This is a genomic window from Rhizobium sp. FKL33 (assembly GCF_005222915.1).
In the GTDB taxonomy this organism is placed as follows: Bacteria; Pseudomonadota; Alphaproteobacteria; order Rhizobiales; family Rhizobiaceae; genus Rhizobium_E.
In genome coordinates this window covers 170,126-187,364 of sequence record NZ_STFX01000001.1, presented here as the reverse complement: position 1 = coordinate 187,364, position 17,239 = coordinate 170,126, and the positions used below count along the sequence as shown (strand labels likewise).

Annotated in this window: 19 protein-coding genes; 5 read left to right on the top strand and 14 right to left on the bottom strand. The window is 61.5% G+C overall.

Annotated elements, in window-relative coordinates; all coding sequences use genetic code 11:
* Positions 1–108: 108 nt before the first annotated feature.
* Complete coding sequence (locus E8Q41_RS00915) at positions 109–1,482, top strand: ISNCY family transposase (protein ID WP_137153611.1); 1,374 nt, start codon at positions 109–111, stop codon at positions 1,480–1,482.
* A 13-nt stretch (positions 1,483–1,495) separates the two neighbouring features.
* Here E8Q41_RS00915 and E8Q41_RS00910 read toward each other — a convergent pair whose 3' ends face one another.
* Together E8Q41_RS00910 and E8Q41_RS00905 are read right to left on the bottom strand one after the other, a co-directional pair.
* Entirely contained in the window at positions 1,496–1,708 is a 213-nt protein-coding gene (locus E8Q41_RS00910) for a hypothetical protein (RefSeq protein ID WP_137153610.1), read from the bottom strand.
* A gap of 764 nt (positions 1,709–2,472) precedes the next feature.
* Positions 2,473–2,958 carry a cupin domain-containing protein gene (locus E8Q41_RS00905; RefSeq protein WP_246660033.1) on the bottom strand — a complete coding sequence of 162 codons (486 nt, stop codon included), beginning with the start codon at positions 2,956–2,958 and terminating at the stop codon, positions 2,473–2,475.
* Between the two features lie 483 nt (positions 2,959–3,441).
* Between E8Q41_RS00905 and E8Q41_RS00900 the strand changes: the two genes are divergently transcribed.
* Together E8Q41_RS00900 and E8Q41_RS00895 are read left to right on the top strand one after the other, a co-directional pair.
* Positions 3,442–5,253: an ABC transporter ATP-binding protein gene (locus E8Q41_RS00900; RefSeq protein ID WP_137153609.1), complete on the top strand. Its 1,812-nt coding sequence runs from the start codon at positions 3,442–3,444 to the stop codon at positions 5,251–5,253.
* A gap of 36 nt (positions 5,254–5,289) precedes the next feature.
* Entirely contained in the window at positions 5,290–5,679 is a 390-nt protein-coding gene (locus tag E8Q41_RS00895) for an acetylxylan esterase (protein ID WP_137153608.1), read from the top strand.
* Positions 5,680–5,693: 14 nt separating this feature from the next.
* Here the strand turns inward: E8Q41_RS00895 and ilvA are convergent, their stop codons facing one another.
* The 6 genes from ilvA to coaD form a co-directional block, all read right to left on the bottom strand.
* Positions 5,694–6,944: a threonine ammonia-lyase gene (ilvA, locus tag E8Q41_RS00890; RefSeq protein ID WP_137153607.1), complete on the bottom strand. Its 1,251-nt coding sequence runs from the start codon at positions 6,942–6,944 to the stop codon at positions 5,694–5,696.
* Positions 6,945–7,061: 117 nt separating this feature from the next.
* The gene (gene tgt / locus E8Q41_RS00885; RefSeq protein ID WP_137153606.1) at positions 7,062–8,192 is read right to left on the bottom strand and encodes a tRNA guanosine(34) transglycosylase Tgt; all 1,131 of its coding nucleotides are present in this window, start codon (positions 8,190–8,192) and stop codon (positions 7,062–7,064) included.
* Positions 8,192–9,268 carry a tRNA preQ1(34) S-adenosylmethionine ribosyltransferase-isomerase QueA gene (gene queA / locus E8Q41_RS00880; RefSeq protein WP_137153605.1) on the bottom strand — a complete coding sequence of 359 codons (1,077 nt, stop codon included), beginning with the start codon at positions 9,266–9,268 and terminating at the stop codon, positions 8,192–8,194. Before queA ends, tgt begins: the two co-directional genes overlap by 1 nt.
* 69 nt (positions 9,269–9,337) lie before the next feature.
* The gene (locus E8Q41_RS00875; protein WP_137153604.1) at positions 9,338–9,853 is read right to left on the bottom strand and encodes a peptidylprolyl isomerase; all 516 of its coding nucleotides are present in this window, start codon (positions 9,851–9,853) and stop codon (positions 9,338–9,340) included.
* Positions 9,854–9,875: 22 nt separating this feature from the next.
* The gene (locus E8Q41_RS00870) at positions 9,876–10,442 is read right to left on the bottom strand and encodes a peptidylprolyl isomerase (RefSeq protein ID WP_137153603.1); all 567 of its coding nucleotides are present in this window, start codon (positions 10,440–10,442) and stop codon (positions 9,876–9,878) included.
* Between the two features lie 34 nt (positions 10,443–10,476).
* Positions 10,477–10,971 (bottom strand): pantetheine-phosphate adenylyltransferase, encoded by a 495-nt coding sequence (gene coaD / locus E8Q41_RS00865; protein WP_137153602.1) that lies wholly within the window; start codon positions 10,969–10,971, stop codon positions 10,477–10,479.
* Positions 10,972–11,226: 255 nt separating this feature from the next.
* Between coaD and E8Q41_RS25435 the strand changes: the two genes are divergently transcribed.
* The gene (locus tag E8Q41_RS25435) at positions 11,227–11,364 is read left to right on the top strand and encodes a hypothetical protein (protein WP_170976310.1); all 138 of its coding nucleotides are present in this window, start codon (positions 11,227–11,229) and stop codon (positions 11,362–11,364) included.
* A 113-nt stretch (positions 11,365–11,477) separates the two neighbouring features.
* Here E8Q41_RS25435 and E8Q41_RS00860 read toward each other — a convergent pair whose 3' ends face one another.
* The 6 genes from E8Q41_RS00860 to E8Q41_RS00835 all read right to left on the bottom strand — a co-directional run bounded on the left by E8Q41_RS00860 (position 11,478) and on the right by E8Q41_RS00835 (position 15,991).
* Complete coding sequence (locus E8Q41_RS00860; protein WP_137153601.1) at positions 11,478–11,789, bottom strand: hypothetical protein; 312 nt, start codon at positions 11,787–11,789, stop codon at positions 11,478–11,480.
* Positions 11,773–12,849, bottom strand: coding sequence for a hypothetical protein (locus E8Q41_RS00855; RefSeq protein ID WP_246660032.1), 1,077 nt, complete (start codon positions 12,847–12,849; stop codon positions 11,773–11,775). Before E8Q41_RS00855 ends, E8Q41_RS00860 begins: the two co-directional genes overlap by 17 nt.
* On the bottom strand, positions 12,846–13,253 hold the full coding sequence (locus tag E8Q41_RS00850) for a hypothetical protein (protein WP_137153600.1): 408 nt from the start codon (positions 13,251–13,253) through the stop codon (positions 12,846–12,848). The genes E8Q41_RS00855 and E8Q41_RS00850 overlap by 4 nt, the downstream gene beginning before the upstream one ends.
* A 7-nt stretch (positions 13,254–13,260) precedes the next feature.
* Positions 13,261–14,760 carry an FAD-binding oxidoreductase gene (locus E8Q41_RS00845; RefSeq protein ID WP_137153599.1) on the bottom strand — a complete coding sequence of 500 codons (1,500 nt, stop codon included), beginning with the start codon at positions 14,758–14,760 and terminating at the stop codon, positions 13,261–13,263.
* 122 nt (positions 14,761–14,882) lie between these two features.
* A complete protein-coding gene (gene yidD, locus E8Q41_RS00840) occupies positions 14,883–15,239 on the bottom strand; it encodes a membrane protein insertion efficiency factor YidD (protein WP_137153598.1) in 357 nt (118 codons plus the stop codon).
* Positions 15,240–15,298: 59 nt separating this feature from the next.
* Positions 15,299–15,991, bottom strand: coding sequence for a GntR family transcriptional regulator (locus E8Q41_RS00835; protein WP_246660031.1), 693 nt, complete (start codon positions 15,989–15,991; stop codon positions 15,299–15,301).
* 81 nt (positions 15,992–16,072) lie between these two features.
* Between E8Q41_RS00835 and E8Q41_RS00830 the strand changes: the two genes are divergently transcribed.
* Positions 16,073–17,209, top strand: coding sequence for a mandelate racemase/muconate lactonizing enzyme family protein (locus E8Q41_RS00830; protein ID WP_137153596.1), 1,137 nt, complete (start codon positions 16,073–16,075; stop codon positions 17,207–17,209).
* Positions 17,210–17,239: the final 30 nt, after the last annotated feature.

The window sequence follows — 17,239 nt, the reverse complement described above, 5'->3', positions numbered from 1 at the left end:
TCTATCTTATCATGTTTAAGTATGTAGGCGCAAAGTTAGAATGTCCTAACTCAGCAAAGTAAGAATGTCATTCTCCCCCGGTTCTGAGTGCTGGCGGGAGGCTGCAGGATGGGACTGATTGTCATGAGCGAACGCGATTTGCAGCGTATCGAAGTGCTGTCGAAGATTGTTGAAGGTCGAATGACGATTGTTGCAGCGAGTTCGGTTCTGGCGATATCGACCCGACAGGTCCGACGGCTGCTTGATGTGTTTGAACGAGATGGAGCCGCGGCGATCCGGCACAAGGCTCGAGGTCGACCATCGAACAATTGGATTCGCGATGGCGTGCGTGACTATGTCATCGCGTTGGTTCGAGAGCGATACTTCGATTTCGGTCCCTCGTTGGCATCAGAGAAGCTGCAAGATCTGCACGGCGTGACAGTTTCCCGCGAGACGTTGCGCAAATGGATGAGCGAGGCCGGTATCTGGCTCTCGCGAAAGCAGCGCAAGACCTTCCATCAGCCGAGGTTGCGTCGCGAGGCCTTTGGCGAGCTGGTGCAGATCGACGGTTCCGAGCATCGCTGGTTCGAAGATCGTGGCCCGATGTGCACGCTACTGGTCTTCATCGACGATGCCACGGGCAAATTGTTGCAGTTGCGCTTTGTTCGGTCGGAGAGCGCATTCACCTATTTCGAAGCCGTTGAGGACTATCTCCAGGAGCATGGTTGCCCGGTCGCCTTCTATTCCGACAAGCATTCAGTGTTCCGTGTGGCGAAGAAGGATGCCGTCAATGGTCAGGGTATGACGCAGTTCGGTCGAGCGCTGTCGGAACTCAACATCGAGATTCTCTGCGCCAATTCCAGTCAGGCCAAAGGACGTGTCGAACGCGCGAACCGGACCTTGCAGGACCGCCTGGTCAAGGAACTGCGTCTCGCCGGCATTTCGGACATGGAGTCGGGAAACGCATTTCTTCCGAGCTTCATTACCCAGCATAATCAGAGATTTGCACGAACACCCTTCCGGCCCGACAATCTGCATCGTCCGCTGAACATGGCGCCGGACCGGCTTCGCGACATTCTCTGCAAGCGAGAGCAGTGTTATGTCGGCTCCCAACTCAGCTTCTCGTTCGAACGCAGGAAGGTCATGCTTGCCGAGACCGAGGTGTCGCGTGGCCTGGCTGGCAAATATGTCGAGACCTATGCCTATGCCGACGGACGCCTCGATGTCAGATGGAAAGGACACTCCCTGCCCTACGCGGTGTTTGACAAGGATCAGCGCGTCACTCATACGGCCGTCACTGATAATAAGCGGCTCGGGGACGTGCTGGAGTTCATCAGGGAGCGCCAGGATCAGATGCGTCCTCCGAAGGTGAAGACCAACAGCGAGAAGCTTGGCTATAAGCCACGCGGCACGAAGCCGGGTCGTCGAACGGATTTCATGAACGACCCGGAAGTGATCGCGAGACGGCAGAGGGCCTCGGCACGCATCGAAGCGGCAGAGTAATCACCGCTCTTTTCTAACTGAGAATTTGTAAGAGGAACTGGGGTGAACTGAGAAACACCCCAGCGACAAATCCGACAAAGCCCAGCGCAAAAGCACCGGCAATGCCGTGAGTATTCCATCCTATGGCGGCACCGACGATGGTCGCCAACATGATGATTGAGATGGTCCAGACGACCTTGACCACACTCCACATGCGACTGGCAATGCTGCGATCACTATGGGGCATGTGTGAACCTCGCTGTTCCACGTCTCTTTCATATAGGACAGAGCAGCCAGATATGGGAGGGGTGGTGAGCTGAGAAAGCTAAAGCCGAACGCTGCCCCTCACCCGCGCCCGATCAGGCTTGCAACCCTGACCAGCCGCATGATCGGGCGCTGATCGTCGTGCCACACCTTGCAAAGTGACATTTCTACTTTGCACAAAAGCGGACATTCGAAGTTTGTTGCAACAAAGTATGTAGCCGCAAAGTTAGAGTGTCACTCTCCCCGCGTTAGTGATCCGGAGGCTATGGCCAGACGCCAACAGGCCAAACCGAGGATACAGGCCAAACCGAGGATAGAAGCCGCAGAGTTTATGCGTTAGATAACGCGTATGCCTGAAGACAATGCGATGGAGTGTCTCGGGCCGTTGTTCCGCTACACACTGACGCTGGGGAACGAAACGAAGACCGTCGAGCTTCGGAAAAGCAACCCACAGGGTTGGTTGTTTGAAGCTGTACGGTCGTCATATCCGGACATTGAATCCAGGCGACCTGGTGACATCATGCGTCTTCGGCTAATGAAAGACCCCAGTGCCAAACAGACCTGGCACGCCATTTTTGCCGATAGCCCCCAGGATTTGCATATCCAAGTCATACAGTTGAAGCGCTAGCGAAACATATTTTGCCAGCGCGCCTCACCGGCTCCGCTCCTCTCTGTCAACCGAGAGCCGACGACATTGCGACGCCTGCACGCCGCGTCCCTGTTCCCAGGAACGCGGCGTTCATTGTCTCAGCCGAGCGGCGGGCCGATGATGTCGATATTGGCGCGGCGGCAGGCTTCCGTCAGCGCTTCGATCATCTCCGGCGTCGGCTGGCGCTGCGGCGGCAGGTCGGCGCTTTCGGCCGGGCGGCTCATTTCATCCAGCATGGCTTCGAAATCGCCGCCTTTGGTGATGGTCAGGCAGCGCGCGCCGAGCACGCTGTCGACCCGGAAGCGATGCGGTACGCCTTTCGGCGCCGTCAGCGTGTCGCCGGCCCGCGCGACGATGGTCTTGCCGCCGACTTCGAAGCGCATCACGCCTTCGAGCACGTGGAAATATTCGTCCTGGCTCTGATGGATATGCAGCGGCGGCGCTTCGCCATAGGGCATCCAATGATCGACGATCGAAAGGCCGTCCTCGGATTGATCGGCGCGGGCGCGGAAGGCGATCAGCGAGTTGCCAAACCAGTGGACATCGTTTTCGGCAGGATTTGCGGCGGCAGTCATTGCAGTCATGATGGGTCCTCTCTCCAGGATAGCCGGCCTCCTCGCGAGATCCGGCGGCTTCGTCGAGCGATCGGTCTGTTCGGTGTCGAAGCGTGAAAGAAGATGTATCGGCCCTGTGCAGTCGGCGCTGTCACGCGGGAAACAGGCATTGCAGGAGTGATCAGGGTTTCCGTGGAGATGCCCCTCTCGCGCGTCTGTTGCCGCTTTGCCGCACTCATTGGTTGATGCGATGAAAAGCCGTTTTGGGGGTTGGCCAGCCAACCTCCTTGTCCTATCCTGCCGCTCTCAAACACCACGCGGGAGGTTCGAAATGATGCATTTTACCCATTCCGCCGTCACGCCGGTCGTATCGGCCTGACGTCTCCCGGGCGCATTTTGCGCGCCCGACCAGCTTCCCGCTCGGTCTACCCCAATTTGCGATCTCTTTTCGCGCTCCGGCGCGAAGCAATCCATTCTTCTTGTTTCAGGAGCCGGCCTCGGCCGGATCATCTCATGGCATTCGGTCACACGGCCCGCACCGGCGGCGCTTTTCGCAGTGTTTTCAGCTTTTGTTTCGTTTATTGGCGCCAGCAGCCCGGCCGCGTCGGCTTCATGCTCACAACAGTGTTGCTGTCGACGCTCGCCGATGTGTTCACGCCGCTCTTCTCGGGTCGTCTGGTCGATGCGGTGGTCGCGGGCCGCGCCGATGATCCCCAGGCGTGGAACAGCGCCCTCGCCGCTCTGGGCTGGCTGATGGCGCTGTCGGTCGGCGCGCTTTTGCTTCGGCATGCGACGTTTACGGCGATCATCACGTTTACGTTGCGCTCGATGAGCGAGATCGGCCGCCAGTCCTTCCACCGCATCCAGCGTTTTTCCAGCGATTGGCATGCCGACAGTTTTGCCGGCTCCACCGTGCGCAAGGTGACGCGCGGCATGTGGGCGCTCGATCTGTTGAACGACACGGTTTTCGTGGCGCTGTTTCCCTCGGCCGTCATGCTGGTCGGCACGACGCTGCTGATGACCTGGCATTGGCCGCTGATGGGCGGTCTGGTCGGGTTGGGATCGGTGATCTTCGTCACCTTCACGTCGCTGATGGCGCTGCGCTATGTCGCGCCGATGGCGAGTCTCGCCAACCGTTGGGACACCAAGCTCGGCGGCTCGCTGGCCGACGCAGTGACCTGCAACGCCGTGGTCAAAGCCTATGGCGCGGAAGCCCGCGAAGACCGCCGCCTCGCCGGCGTGATCGACAAATGGCGCGACCGCACCGGCCGCACCTGGACGCGCGGCACGCTCAACGGCACGCTGCAGGCCGCCCTGCTCGCGGCTCTCCGCGCCGGCGTGCTCGGTTTGGCGCTGTGGCTCTGGGCCAGCGGCCAGGCCAATGCCGGCGACATCACCTTCGTCTTGACCTCGTTCTTCATCCTGCAGGGCTATCTGCGCGAAATCGGCATGCATATCCGCAATCTGCAACGCTCGGTGAACGACATGGAGGAACTGGTCGCCATTCACGCCCAGCCGCTCGGCGTCGTGGATATCGCCGGCGCCAAGCCTCTGGCGGTCAGCGCCGGCCGGATCGAGTTCGACCGCGTGAACTTTCACTATGGCAAGCATTCCGCGCCGCTCTATCGCGATTTCTCGGTGACGATCCGTCCGGGCGAACGCGTCGGTCTGGTCGGCCATTCCGGTTCCGGCAAGACCACCTTCGTCAAGCTGATCCAGCGGCTTCATGACGTGACCGGCGGCGAGATCCGCATCGACGGACAGGACATCTCCAAACTAGCCCAAGCGTCGCTCCGCCAGCAGATCGCCATCGTCCAGCAGGAGCCGATCCTGTTTCACCGCTCGCTGGCGGAGAACATCGCTTATGCACGGCCGGAAGCGACACAGGCCGAGATCGAGACCGCGGCGCGGCTCGCCAGCGCCCATGACTTCATCTCGGCGCTGTCGCACGGCTATGGCACGCTGGTCGGCGAACGCGGCGTGAAGCTGTCGGGCGGCGAGCGCCAGCGCGTGGCCATCGCCCGCGCCTTTCTCGCCAATGCGCCGATCCTGATCCTCGATGAAGCGACATCCAGCCTCGATTCCGAATCCGAAATGCTGATCCAGCAGGCCATGGAGCGGCTGATGCAGGGCCGCACGACGCTGGTCATCGCTCACCGACTGTCGACGGTGCGGGCGCTCGATCGGCTCCTGGTGTTCGATCACGGCCGGATTGTCGAGGAAGGCGATCACGCCAGCCTGGTGCATCGGAAGAACGGCATCTATCGCGGCCTGTTCGAACGCCAGGCGTTGGAACTGACCAAGGGACTGGTCGCGGAAATCTAGGCCAACAACGGACTCACAAAGAAGGGTGAAACGACCATGAAATGCTTGCGGATCTATGCCGATCAAGACGGAGAATCGCATTTCGACGAGGTGGACATGCCGGTGACGCAAGTGCGGGTGCATCCTGACGCTGCGCCTTTCGATGTGACGGCGAGCTATCCGGCGGAGCGCGTGCGCATCGCCCGCATTTCCGCAGGCATGCGCCCGGTCGAATGGCATACGGTCCCGGAGCCGGTGCTGACGGTCAGGCTGGATGGTTCGGTGGACTATGAGACGAGCGACGGCGACGTCCGCCATGTCTCCGCCGGCAGCTTCGTGCTGGTCGAGGATACGCATGGCAAAGGCCATCTGTCGCACCATTCGCAAGAGGCGCAGACGGTGATCTGGATATCCTTGCCAAACGGTCTGACCGCGCCGGGGGCGTAACGCCCCCGCCCCGCTCAAATAATCAGATTGGCCACCAGTTCATTGTCGGTGATGTCCTCGAAGCCGAGGCCGGCGGCGTCGAAACGCTGCATCAAGCCGACAAAATTGTCCTTGTGGCTGGTTTCGATGCCGATCAGGATCGAGCCGAAATTGCGGGCGGATTTCTTGAGATATTCGAACCGGGCGATGTCGTCGTCAGGGCCGAACAGATTGAGTAGATCCTTGAGCGCGCCCGGGCGCTGCGGCAGGCGCAGGATGAAGTATTTCTTCACGCCGGAATAACGCATCGCCCGTTCCTTGACGTCGGGCAGCCGTTCGAAATCGAAATTGCCGCCGGAGACGACGCAGACCACGGTCTTGCCGGCAAGCGCATCGGCGCCGATCTGTTCGAGTGCGGCGATCGACAGCGCGCCGGCGGGCTCCAGCACCACGCCTTCGACATTCAGCATCTCGATCATCGTGGCGCAGATTGCGTTTTCCGGCAGCAGCATCACCTGGCGCGGATCGAAGCGTTCGAGCGCCGCAAAATTAAGGTCGCCGATGCGGGCGACAGCGGCGCCGTCAACGAAATTGTCGACCTTGGGCAAAGTCAGGATGGCGTGCGCCTCGAGACTGCGCTTGAGGCTGGGGGCGCCCGAGGGTTCGGCAAACAGAAAGGCTTCGCGCGGCAAACGGTTACTGAGGAAACCGGTGACCCCGGCCGAGAGCCCTCCTCCGCCCACCGGCATGATCACCAGATCGGGAAGCAGACCTTCCGGCATCTGCTCAATGATTTCGGCCCCGACGGTCGCCTGCCCCTCGATGATGTCCTCATGGTCGAAGGGCGGCACCATATAGCCGTTCGTCTCTTCGGCATGGGTGCGGGCTGCCGCGTAGCACTGGTCGAAAAAGTCGCCGATCAGGCGGATCTTGATGAATTCGCCGCCGAACATCCGGGTTTTGTCGATCTTCTGCTGCGGCGTGGTCACCGGCATGAAAACGACGCCCTGCACGCCGAAATGCCGGCAGACAAAGGCGAAGCCCTGGGCGTGATTGCCAGCCGAGGCGCAGACGAATGTGGTGTTCCCCTCGCCGCGTGCGATGACCTTGCGGAAGAAATTGAACGCGCCGCGGATTTTGTAAGACCGGACCGGCGACAGATCCTCGCGCTTCAGCCAGATCTCGGCGCCGAAACGGCGCGACAGATGATCGTTGAGCTGCAAGGGCGTGGCGGGAAAGAGTTCGCGCATCGCCTCGTTGGCGTTCAATACATGCTCTGGGGTCACTGGCCTGGTCCGGTTGTCTCGCGTTCGGTGTCTATGTCACGCGAATGACGCCCTGAAAAGGCGAAAAACGGCGCATCCGTCCGGTTGCGCCGTTTTTACATGATAAGAATAGTCAACTTAAATCGGGTCGATATCGCCCTTGGCCCACATCTCCTGCGTCTCGGCCATGAAATCGGCGAAACGCCCTTCCTCGATCGATTTGCGGATGCCGCTCATCAGGTCCTGATAATAGCTGAGATTGTTCCAGGTCAGCAGCATGCCGCCCAGCGCCTCATTGGCGCGCACGAGATGATGCAGATAGGCGCGGGAATAATCGCGCGCCGCAGGACAAGAGGATTCCTCGTCCAAGGGACGCATGTCCTCGGCGTGCCGCGCATTGCGGATATTGATGCGGCCGCGGCGGGTGAAGGCGAGGCCATGGCGGCCAGACCGGGTCGGCATCACGCAGTCGAACATGTCGATGCCGCGCGCAACCGATTTCAGGATGTCGTCGGGCGTGCCGACGCCCATCAGATAACGCGGCTTTTCGGTCGGCAGATGCGGATTGACCGTGTCGATCATCTCCAGCATCACATGCTGCGGTTCGCCGACCGCCAGGCCGCCGATGGCGTAACCCTTGAGATCCAGCGCCTTCAGCGCTTCGGCGCTTTTCACGCGCAATGCAGGCTGATCGCCGCCCTGGACAATGCCGAACATCGCCTTGCCGGGCTGGTCGCCGAAGGCGACCTTGCAGCGCTCGGCCCAGCGCACCGACAATTCCATGGCGCGTTCGATTTCCTTGGGCTCGGCGGGAAGCGCGATACATTCGTCGAGCTGCATCTGGATGTCGGAATCGAGCAGGCCCTGGATTTCGATGGAGCGCTCCGGCGACATGTGATGCAGAGCGCCGTCGACATGGCTCTTGAAGGTCACGCCCTTCTCGTCGAGTTTGCGCAGGCCCGACAGCGACATCACCTGAAAACCGCCGGAGTCGGTCAGGATCGGATGCGGCCAGCGTATCAGCTCGTGCAGACCGCCGAGACGGCCGACGCGTTCCGGGCCGGGCCGCAGCATCAGGTGATAGGTGTTGCCGAGAATGACGTCGGCGCCGGTGTCGCGCACCTGGTCGAGATACATGGCCTTGACCGTGCCGACCGTGCCGACCGGCATGAAGGCGGGGGTGCGGATCGTGCCGCGCGGCATGGTGATTTCGCCGCGGCGCGCCTTGCCGTCCGTCTTGAGAAGCGTGAACTTGAATTCGCTGTGCATCAGTCTTTCCGTGTCAGAAGGCTGGTGTCGCCATAGGAATAGAAACGATAACCGCGGTCGATCGCATGCGCATAGGCCGCACGCATCGTCTCCAGGCCTGAAAAGGCGGAGACGAGCATGAACAGCGTCGAGCGCGGCAGATGGAAATTGGTCATCAGCCGGTCGACGATCTTAAAGCGATAACCGGGCGTGATGAAGATGTCGGTCGCGCCAGACCAGGCGGCGATCGAGCCGTCGTCTTTCGCCGCGCTTTCGAGCAGGCGCAGCGAGGTGGTGCCGACGGCGACGATACGGCCGCCTTTGGCGCGGGCGGCGTTCAGCCGGTCGGCGGTCGTCTGATCGATATGGCCGATCTCGTGATGCATCTTGTGCTCGGTCGTGTCGTCGGCTTTCACCGGCAGGAAGGTCCCTGCCCCAACGTGAAGCGTCACAAAGGCGCGGCCGACGCCTTTTTTATCAAGCGCATCAAACAGTTCGGGCGTGAAGTGCAGGCCCGCGGTCGGGGCCGCCACAGCGCCCTCTTCCCTTGCGTAAATCGTCTGGTAGTCCTTGCGATCCTGCGCGTCTTCGGGACGTTTGGAGGCGATATAGGGCGGCAGCGGAATATGGCCGACCGTCGCGATCGCCTCGTCCAGCGCCGGGCCCGAAAGGTCGAAGGACAGCGTCACCTCGCCCGCCTCGCCCTTTTCGGAGACGACAGCGCCGAGGCTGCCGTTTAGGCAGGTCTCGCCGCCATGGCCGAATTCGATCCGGTCGCCTTCCTTGATGCGCTTGCCCGGGCGGGCGAAGGCTTTCCAGCTCGACGGTCCCATGCGCATATGCAGCGTGGCCGACACCGGCGCGATGTTTTCCCCGCGGATCCGCCGTCCCTCGAGCTGCGCCGGGATCACCTTTGTGTCGTTGAACACCATCACATCGTTGGGTCCGAGCTGGTCGACGAGATCCTTCACGATCAGGTCCTGAAATCCCTCGCCGGAGGGATCGACGATCAGCAGGCGCGCGGCGTCGCGCGGCTCGGCCGGACGCAGGGCGATCCGCTCTTCGGGGAGCTCGAAATCAAACAGGTCTACGCGCATCTTTCTTCCAAACGAAAACCGCCCCCGCGCATAATCGCGGAGGCGGCGTATGTCCATTAAAAACGAGAATCAGGCGGCGATGTCGGCCGCGACCTTCATCGAAATGATTTCGTCGGGATCGACCACGGGCTCGCCGCGCTTGATCTTGTCGACATTGTCCATGCCTTCGATGACCTGGCCCCAGACGGAATACTGCTTGTTGAGCCAGGGGGCGTCGGTGAAGCAGATGAAGAACTGCGAATTGGCCGAGTTCGGGTTCTGCGAACGGGCCATCGAGCAGGTGCCGCGCACATGGCTGACGGCCGAGAATTCCGCCTTCAGATCAGGCTTGTCGGAGCCGCCCATGCCGGCGCGAGCCGGATTGAAGGACGCGCCGCCCTTCTTGCCGAACTTCACGTCGCCGGTCTGGGCCATGAAATCGGTGATGACGCGGTGGAAGACCACACCGTCATAGGCGCCTTCGCGGGCCAGTTCCTTGATGCGGGCGACATGGCCAGGGGCCACTTCCGGCAGAAGCTGGATGACGACCTTGCCCTTGGTGGTTTCCAGCACGATGGTGTTTTCCGGATCCTTGATCTCGGCCATGGGTTTTCTCCTTGTTGAAAGCTTACTTGCCGACCGTGACCTTGATCATCCGGTCGGGATCTGTGACCGAGCCGTTATTGGCTTCGTCGCCGCGCTTGATCTTGTCGACATTCTCCATGCCGCTGACCACCTTGCCGACCACGGTGTACTGGCCGTTCAGGAAGTCGCCGGGCGCGAACATGATGAAGAACTGCGAATTGGCGGAATTGGGGTCCTGCGAACGGGCCATGCCGACCGTGCCGCGCTCGAAGGGAACGCTCGAGAATTCGGCCGGGATATCCGGCAGCGACGAGCCACCCATGCCGGCGCGCTGCGCGTCGAAATTCTTGTTGAGATTGCCGAACTGGACATCGCCGGTCTGGGCCATGAAGCCTTCAATCACCCGGTGGAAGGCGACATTGTCATACTCGCCCTTGAGCGCCAGCGTCTTGATCTGCTCGACATGCTTCGGCGCGACATCCGGCATCAGCTGGATGACCACGGGGCCATCCTTGAGCTGGATGGTCAGTTCGTTCGGATTGGCGCTGGCCGCGCCGGCGAGGCCTAGAGCGACCACGAGGCCGGCGGCGAAAGTTTTGAAGAGGTTCATGGGGTCTCCCTATAGATGCTTGTGTTCGGATCGCTCAGGACGCGCGCAGGGCCTGTAGCGCCGCGAGGACTGGCCCGGGCACGAAGGCTGTGACGTCGCCGCCCATCGCCGCGATCTGCCGGACCAATGTGGCCGTAATCGGTCTGGTCGTCGCGCCTGCCGGAAGAAAGACGGTCTGGATATCCGGCGCCATCTGCCGGTTCATGCCCGCCATCTGCATTTCATAATCGAGATCGGTGCCGTCCCGCAAACCCCGTATCAGGATTTTGGTTCCATGCCGGCGCGCCGCGTCGACCACGAGATTGTCGAATGCGATGACCTCGATGTCGGCAAGGCGTTCCGGCAGGGTTTCGGTCAGCGACTGACGGATCAGTTCGGCCCGCTTCTCGAAAGAGAACATCGGGACCTTGCCCGGATGCACGCCGATGCCGATCACCACCCGCGGCGCAATCGCCAGCGCCTGGATCAGCACGTCCAGATGGCCGTTTGTCATCGGGTCGAAGGAACCGGGATAGAAGGCTGTTGTCATGTCGCCATCCAGGAGAATATGCGCCGCCTTTTGTCACGGAACTCCGGGTGGCGCAACCGGTTTCCGGCCAATTCACGAAAGTGAACGCTGGATGAACGGCCCATTCAGGGCGATTTCAGGGCCGGCATGGTTATCTAGCCTCAAGTTCGGAGCGACGCGAGAGATAACGACAAGCGCCCTCCCTGGAAACGGAAGCCGCGCCGACCCCGCAAGGATTGCGGATGCAGGCGGAACAGATACGAAAGGACGACGACGATGATGTACCTGACCCTGACGCTGATGGCCGCCGTGATCTCCGTCATGTTCCTGGCGACCGCCGTTTCCTCCGTCATCAACGCTGTGCGCGAGGAGCACGCCACCCGCGCCGCCCTCTCCCGCCGCGCCGTTTTCTGAGAATTTCTTTCGACCTCCTCCCCCCGGAAGCCGGTTTCCCCGCGCCGCGCTTCCATCCCCAGACGACCGGATGGCCCCCTGCCCATCCGGTCTTCTGCGTTTTGGGCTATCGGTCAGGATGACAGGGCGATGCAGCCGCCGGCGCGTTCGGGCAGGACAAGCAGCGCGCCGTTTGCGTAGAGCTGCCGCGCCGCAATTGCGTCGACGCCTTCGAGCCGCGCCTGCCCGTCGCTCCAGTCCAGCATCTCCACGCCCTCTGGCAAATCATCCGGTGTGAGCCCGCCCGTCAGCACCCGCACCGTCTGCGGCGATGCGAAGGCTGCGAGCGTCAGCGGCTGTATTGCGACGGCGGCAAGCGCGATTCCCATGATCCCCGCCGCATAGGTCAGCACAGGCGCGAATCGCCCCTTAGTAGTCGAAGACATGTTCGACCCCTCGCCCCGCCATGGCGGGATAAGCGGAATACAGCGTCCCGAGTTCGCTGGTTTTCAGCGTCGCCAGCACCCTGTCGCCCGCAAAACCGTCACGGCCGACGCGGGCGATCTCTGCGCCCGGCCCGGCATAGGTTTCGCCCGGCGCGACGAGCACGCTCGCCATGATGTCGTCATTCCCGGCGATCTCGACGAAGCGACCGCCCTTGGCGGTGACCGCCGCGATGATCTTGGTGAAGGCGTCGTAGCGCTCCGTTTCGATGATCGCGCCTGCCGGAGTTTCCTCGATCAGCGTCACGCCGGGAACCGTCGTGAGATCAGCCGACGGAATGTCTCCGACCAGTGACCGTATGGTGAGCTTGGCTTCGCCGGTTGCAGCAACGCCGGCGGCGATGGCCTGGGCATAGGCGATCTTGGCGCTCCATTCGCCGCCCAGCGCCAGCCGGCGCTCCCAGCCGCGAAGCGTATCGGTGATCGGCGCCGCGTCGAGCTTGTCGCGCCATTGGCCGAAATCGAACTTGTACCAGGGCGTCTGGCGAAGGAAGGCGGCATAGGTGATCGCCATGTCGCGGGCGACGAGATCCTGCGGCGTCTTCTCCTCGCCCCTGACAGCGGCGACGAGCCGTCCGAACGTTTCCTCATAGGCTGCCTTCATCACCATTTCGAGCGTGAAGCTCACGCCGATCGTATGCACCATCAGCCGTGTGGCGCCGTCCGCGCCGCCATGGGCGTCGGCGTAACGCATCATCTGGCAGGTGGAGGACCAGAACCCGCCGATCGATCGGAAATAGCCGAAGCCAAATTCGTCCGTCGTCTTCAGCGTCTCCGCCAGTCCGTCATAGGCATAGACGATGTGCCATTCGGGATAGGTGAGATAGGTGTTGGCCTCGGCGCGCCAGAAGGCGGGATCGCTCATCTTCGCCTCCTGCCGCGCCGCGCCGATCTTGCCCCGGCAGAAGGTCTCGACATAGGCGACCGGCGACAAAAGCCCGATCACCGCCAGCAACAGGAGGCCGAATAGAACGGCCAGTGCTTTCAGCGCCTTCCGCATCATCTGGCGTCCCTTGAAAAGGCGAGGCTTGCGGCGATCGCCGCGCCGCCCAGCGTCAGATGCGGCAGATTGGCGAGGATCTTGAAGGTGAGCGGCAGGTCCTGGATGCCGTAATGCACGATGCCGAGATCGAGATAACCGGACCCGGTGGCCAGCCCAAGCGCGCCATCGGCGAAATAGAGAATGCCGAAGCTGCGCAGGAAGAATTTCGAGGCGCGGGCGCCCGCCAGCGCCGAGCCCCCGGCCCAGAGCGCCGAGGCGAAATGCAGGGCGTCGTCATATATGTCGAGCGCGAAGATCCCGAACACCTTTCCATCCGGCGTCGGGATGAACGGCATGTAATTCAGGAGCGCCACCGCCAGCAGGATGAGGAAGTAGACAAACGACGTCAGTCTCAGGCGGTTCATGGCGTCCTCACACTTTGCTGAAATAGCGGTCCCACATCAGATTGCGGAAGATCAGCCGGGGATCGAGGCTGCGCTTGAAGGCGGCGAATTCGGCGGCGCGCGGATAGCTCCGTGTCAACTGGTCCAGAGACGCATGCGGTCGATAAGGCAGATAATAGGAGCCGCCGATCTCCAGCACGCGCTCGATCAGTTCATGCGTCATGCGTCGCATGTCTTCTTCGCCGCGGCGGCTCATTTCCTGCGAAAACAGCATGACCGAGGCAATGCGTGGCTCCGGCGCATAGGCGAGCACGCTTTCGGTGTCTGCCCCGACATAGCGGACCGTGACATTGAGAAGCTGCTGGTAGGAGGCGGGGATCACCGCTCTGCAGGCGTCGACGAAATCCGTGAAGCGATCGGGCGGCACGAAATACTCGTGCAGAATATCGGTGCGGGTGGGATCTTGATCGTCCAGCGTGACGACCGGCTCGTTCATGAGGTTGTTGCGCGTGGTCACCCCGGTGAAGCTTGGGCCGAGGGTCTTCTCCGTCCACCAGCGAAACTCCTTCGCTGTCTCCGAATCCGTCTGCATGCGGAAGATCTCGGCTGAGATCATGCTGACGATACCTGATCCCTCGGCGGCAGGCAGATCGCTTTGATCCTCTGTCGGCCGGAAAGTGATCAGCAGTCCATCATTGAAGAAATTGTCGACCGATACGTCGAGGCGTCCATAGGCCATTTCGATGGAACGGTCGGCAGAGAGCGCTTCGGCGAAGCGTTCCCCCAATTGCCGGCCGGCGACCGGTTCGAAACGCGGCTCTAGCCGCAGGTTCGGAACCATGTCCAATTCGAGTTCGAGAATGACGCCGAACAAGCCGTAGCCGCCCATGGCGTGGCGGAAAACGTCGGCATTCTCTGTCCGCGAGCAGGTGCGGATGACGCCATCTGGAAACATCATCTTCAGCGAGCGCACCGAAGAGCCGCAGCCAGGATACGCTACCGGCCAGCCATGGGCGTTGACAGAGAAGGTGCTGGCGACGCCGAAATCGTTGTTCGACTGCATGATTTTCGGTGAGAAGCCGATCTTGTCGAGTTCCCGGATCACCGTCTGCCAGCGTGTCCCGGCTCCGACGCGATAACTGCGCGTGCTGACATCAGGCTCGATCCAGCTTTGCACCAGTGACAGCGCAATGCCTTTGTCAGGAATGCTCTGGCCACCCATGGAATGCCGAGCCGTGCTGGCGATCATCGGATAGGTCTTCTCGCCGCCGCCACGGACCATGTCGCGCAGTTGGTGGATGAAGGCGCCGTCGATTCGGGAATTGAATTGCACGAACTTTTGGATTTCCGTCGGCTCGAGCAGGCTGGCGTCATTGAGGATGTTGCCTTTTGCGGAGAGGAAACTGTCGAACTGAGGATAGGCCGGCCCCCTGGCAACCGACGAACCGCTGGTCAGACGCCACAGGCCCATGCCGGCCAGCGCCGTGCCAGCGCCCAGCAGAAACGTCCTCTTTGTCGCTTTCGCCATGAATTGCCCACTCCATCCGATTCGGTCCGCGGATGATGATCATGGAACGGTTGACTTTGGGCAAATATTCGCGCGCCCGCCCGCAATAACTGCGGCGTCTATGGGAAGGGCATGCAAGAATGTCACCCTCTCCGCCAATAGGTCCAGGGCAAATACCATCGCATGGAGCGGGTTAATTCTTGCGGAACTGGATCAACACCCCAGGTTCCGCCAGGACCACAACGCGCCACACGAAACAATGTCATGAAACCGCCGGCCCAGAGGCCGTGCCTGGCGATGGCTTCATAACCGAATTCCGAGCAGGTCGGCATATGCCGGCAGGAGTTGCCGATCAGGCTCGACAGTGTGAGCTGGTAGAGACGGATAAAGCCCATTCCAAAAAGACGGCCAGGCGTCTTGCGGAACGGTCCGCGCCAGTTGCGACCGCGTCTGGGCCTCTCCTCTTCGTCGTCGTCGAGATGTTCACACTGTTGGCACATGATCCGTCCTTCTGGTCGCCATGTGGTGACGCGGCGCGCGCGAGGCAAGCCGCAGCGCGTCAGATCAGGCCGAGATTGCGGCTCATCGCCGCCTGGAAATGCGCGTCGAGCGCCAGCTCCGCCTTGTCAGCATTTCGCGCCCGGCAGGCTTCGATGATCTCCACATGCTCCTTCAGCGTCCTCAGCGCCACCGGCGCCGTCAGCTTGCGGTCGAGCCGCAGCAGCCGGAGGTAATTGTGCATGCGGCGATAGCTGCTGTCGATCAGCGGATTGCGAAACACGCCTATAACCGCATTATGCAGCATCTGCTCGAGCGCTTCCATTTCGACAAGTTCCGCAGCGCCGAGGCCTTCGGTCCCGATCGCCATCATCAGCTGCAGATGCCGCTCCAGCATGGCGATGACAAGTGTTTCGTCGCCCTGCTCAGCGAAGATGCGGATCGCCGCCTTCTCGATGATGGAGCGGAACTGGTAAGTCGAACGCGTCAGTTCCAGCCCCGGCCGCACGAATTGGATGCCCGATCGCGGGTGGATGGTGAGGATGCCTTCGGCCTCCAACACCCTCAGCGCATCGCGCAGCGGCGCCACCGGCACATCGACGAGCTCCGACAATTCCCCCTGCGACACGAAAGCGCCGGCCTGCACCTTTCGATCGAACAGCGCTTCGAGAATGCGGTCATAGGCGACGTCGCTCAGCCGCTGCGCGCTTGCATTGTCTTCCACCGGGTCTGCGGATTTTGTCTTTCGGGCCACTTGCACGCCATCCTGTTTTGCCATATCAGATACGGCAACTGATAGATCAGTTCAACGATTTAATCGATCAGAGACTAGTTCATGACGCTCGAGGCCTTTCGCATCACCCGTTTTCAATTCGCCCGCGACCGCGTCATCGGCGATAGCCAGGTGCGGGCGGATGATGTGAATGTAGCAGCCCTGGAACTGATCTCCAAAAGCGGCGCGGTCGGTCTCGGCTTTATCCAGACACTTTTTGCCGCTCTTCCGAATGAAGATGAGATCGCGAGGGTGTTCGCCGGAGAAATCTGGCCTGCAATCGAAGGGCAGCCGGCTATTGCGCTCGTTCATCGGCAGGGCCGGCCGCGCGGCGGGAATCAGCGCGCCTTCACACTGCCCTTTCATGAAGCGCTGCAGGTCGCGCTTTGGGATCTCGCCGCCAAGGAGGCGGGCCTGCCGCTCCATCGCCTGCTCGGTGGTCGCCGCGAGCGCGTGAAAGCCTATGCCAGCGGGCTGGATTTTCATCTTGCGGACGACCAGTTTCAGTCGCTCTTTGCTTATGCTTCCTCGATCGGCTACCGCGCCTTCAAGATCAAGGTCGGCCATGCCGATTTCGATCGCGACCTCCATCGCCTCAAACTTCTGAAGGAAGTCATTCCGGCCGGATCGGAGATCATGGTCGACGCCAACGAGGCCTGGAGCGCCAAGGAGGCGCTGATGAAGATCGAGCGCGTTCAGAAGGAAGGCCACGACCTGCTCTGGGTCGAAGATCCCATTCTGCGCAGCGATTTCGACGGTCTCCGGCTTTTGCGCCGGTCCGCCTCGCGCACCCAGATCAACACCGGCGAATATCTCGATCTCACCGGCAAGCGGCTGCTACTGGAAGCCGAGGCCGCCGATATGATCAATGTCCATGGTCAGGTCGGCGATGTGATGAAGATCGGCTGGTTGGCGGCGGAGAAGGCGGTGCCGGTCAGCCTCGGCAACACCTTCCTCGAGGTCGGCGTGCACATGGCCTGCGCCCTGCCCGAGGTCGAATGGCTCGAATATTCGTTCCAGAATTTCGATCATCTGGTCGACGAGCCCGTGCGGATCGAAAATGGCTGGGCCTATGCGCCCGAACGGCCGGGCCATGGGCTCGTGTTGTCGGAAACAACACGGCGCGAATGGGCGCGACCTTCGCTTCTGGCGCGGCAGGATCTCGGGCCAGCGCCCGCCAATCCCAGACTGCCGATTTGAATGAAACGACAAATGCCGGCGCGGGAGGCG

What these genes read in the sequence shown, in the direction of transcription:
- E8Q41_RS00830 (WP_137153596.1), top strand. Translation starts at nt 16,073, where the DNA reads ATGACGCTCGAGGCCTTTCGCATCACCCGTTTTCAATTCGCCCGCGAC.
- E8Q41_RS00860 (WP_137153601.1), bottom strand. Translation starts at nt 11,789, where the DNA reads ATGTCTTCGACTACTAAGGGGCGATTCGCGCCTGTGCTGACCTATGCG.
- E8Q41_RS00850 (WP_137153600.1), bottom strand. Translation starts at nt 13,253, where the DNA reads ATGAACCGCCTGAGACTGACGTCGTTTGTCTACTTCCTCATCCTGCTG.
- E8Q41_RS00895 (WP_137153608.1), top strand. Translation starts at nt 5,290, where the DNA reads ATGAAATGCTTGCGGATCTATGCCGATCAAGACGGAGAATCGCATTTC.
- coaD (WP_137153602.1), bottom strand. Translation starts at nt 10,971, where the DNA reads ATGACAACAGCCTTCTATCCCGGTTCCTTCGACCCGATGACAAACGGC.
- E8Q41_RS00915 (WP_137153611.1), top strand. Translation starts at nt 109, where the DNA reads ATGGGACTGATTGTCATGAGCGAACGCGATTTGCAGCGTATCGAAGTG.
- E8Q41_RS00905 (WP_246660033.1), bottom strand. Translation starts at nt 2,958, where the DNA reads ATGACTGCAATGACTGCCGCCGCAAATCCTGCCGAAAACGATGTCCAC.
- E8Q41_RS00845 (WP_137153599.1), bottom strand. Translation starts at nt 14,760, where the DNA reads ATGGCGAAAGCGACAAAGAGGACGTTTCTGCTGGGCGCTGGCACGGCG.
- E8Q41_RS00910 (WP_137153610.1), bottom strand. Translation starts at nt 1,708, where the DNA reads ATGCCCCATAGTGATCGCAGCATTGCCAGTCGCATGTGGAGTGTGGTC.
- yidD (WP_137153598.1), bottom strand. Translation starts at nt 15,239, where the DNA reads ATGTGCCAACAGTGTGAACATCTCGACGACGACGAAGAGGAGAGGCCC.
- E8Q41_RS00875 (WP_137153604.1), bottom strand. Translation starts at nt 9,853, where the DNA reads ATGGCCGAGATCAAGGATCCGGAAAACACCATCGTGCTGGAAACCACC.
- E8Q41_RS00855 (WP_246660032.1), bottom strand. Translation starts at nt 12,849, where the DNA reads ATGATGCGGAAGGCGCTGAAAGCACTGGCCGTTCTATTCGGCCTCCTG.
- tgt (WP_137153606.1), bottom strand. Translation starts at nt 8,192, where the DNA reads ATGCACAGCGAATTCAAGTTCACGCTTCTCAAGACGGACGGCAAGGCG.
- E8Q41_RS25435 (WP_170976310.1), top strand. Translation starts at nt 11,227, where the DNA reads ATGATGTACCTGACCCTGACGCTGATGGCCGCCGTGATCTCCGTCATG.
- E8Q41_RS00900 (WP_137153609.1), top strand. Translation starts at nt 3,442, where the DNA reads ATGGCATTCGGTCACACGGCCCGCACCGGCGGCGCTTTTCGCAGTGTT.
- queA (WP_137153605.1), bottom strand. Translation starts at nt 9,268, where the DNA reads ATGCGCGTAGACCTGTTTGATTTCGAGCTCCCCGAAGAGCGGATCGCC.
- E8Q41_RS00870 (WP_137153603.1), bottom strand. Translation starts at nt 10,442, where the DNA reads ATGAACCTCTTCAAAACTTTCGCCGCCGGCCTCGTGGTCGCTCTAGGC.